This window comes from Paenibacillus marinisediminis, from assembly GCF_054343325.1.
On record NZ_JBTGUH010000029.1, the window covers coordinates 1 to 751 of the forward strand.

General features: G+C 53.4%; 8 tRNA genes. All 8 read right to left on the bottom strand.

Features of this window, described 5'->3' with window-relative positions:
* Nucleotides 1-35: 35 nt before the first annotated feature.
* The 8 genes from ACXX53_RS23040 to ACXX53_RS23075 all read right to left on the bottom strand — a co-directional run bounded on the left by ACXX53_RS23040 (nucleotide 36) and on the right by ACXX53_RS23075 (nucleotide 720).
* Nucleotides 36-111: transfer RNA gene (locus tag ACXX53_RS23040), tRNA-Lys, on the bottom strand.
* Between the two features lie 6 nt (nucleotides 112-117).
* Nucleotides 118-192, bottom strand: a tRNA-Gln gene (locus ACXX53_RS23045).
* Between the two features lie 8 nt (nucleotides 193-200).
* Nucleotides 201-276 (bottom strand) — tRNA-His (locus tag ACXX53_RS23050).
* A gap of 19 nt (nucleotides 277-295) precedes the next feature.
* Nucleotides 296-380 (bottom strand) — tRNA-Tyr (locus ACXX53_RS23055).
* Nucleotides 381-389: 9 nt separating this feature from the next.
* Nucleotides 390-465: transfer RNA gene (locus ACXX53_RS23060), tRNA-Thr, on the bottom strand.
* A gap of 6 nt (nucleotides 466-471) precedes the next feature.
* Nucleotides 472-547 (bottom strand) — tRNA-Val (locus ACXX53_RS23065).
* A gap of 4 nt (nucleotides 548-551) precedes the next feature.
* A tRNA-Glu gene (locus ACXX53_RS23070) sits at nucleotides 552-626 on the bottom strand.
* A gap of 17 nt (nucleotides 627-643) precedes the next feature.
* A tRNA-Asp gene (locus tag ACXX53_RS23075) sits at nucleotides 644-720 on the bottom strand.
* Nucleotides 721-751: the final 31 nt, after the last annotated feature.

Below are 751 nucleotides of genomic sequence, written 5' to 3' on the forward strand. Positions count from 1 at the left end.
CCAATTCCGCCACACGCGCACGATAAAAGTAATACTGGTGAGCCATGAAGGACTCGAACCTTCGACACCCTGATTAAAAGTCAGGTGCTCTACCAACTGAGCTAATGGCTCATACAATGGCTGGGGATATAGGATTCGAACCTATGCATGACGGAGTCAAAGTCCGTTGCCTTACCGCTTGGCTAATCCCCAAGGTAATATGGGGCGATCGATGGGACTTGAACCCACGAGTGCCGGAGCCACAATCCGGTGCGTTAACCCCTTCGCCACGACCGCCACAATATGTTGTATGAAATGGTGGAGGCTGATGGATTCGAACCACCGAACTCGTAGAGAGCAGATTTACAGTCTGCCGTGTTTAGCCACTTCACTAAGCCTCCGAAAAACTATGGTGCCGGCGAAAGGAGTCGAACCCTCGACCTACTGATTACAAGTCAGCCGCTCTACCAACTGAGCTACACCGGCATATGATGGTGGACGCTGACGGGATCGAACCGCCGACCCTCTGCTTGTAAGGCAGATGCTCTCCCAGCTGAGCTAAGCGTCCATAGTGGTGACCCGTAGGGGATTCGAACCCCTGTTACCTCCGTGAAAGGGAGGTGTCTTAACCCCTTGACCAACGGGCCTTACTACTTGATGAAAATGGCGGAGCTGACGGGATTCGAACCCGCGGTCTCCTGCGTGACAGGCAGGCATGTTAGGCCTCTACACCACAGCTCCATGCATTTTATTTGGTTGCGGGGGCAGGATT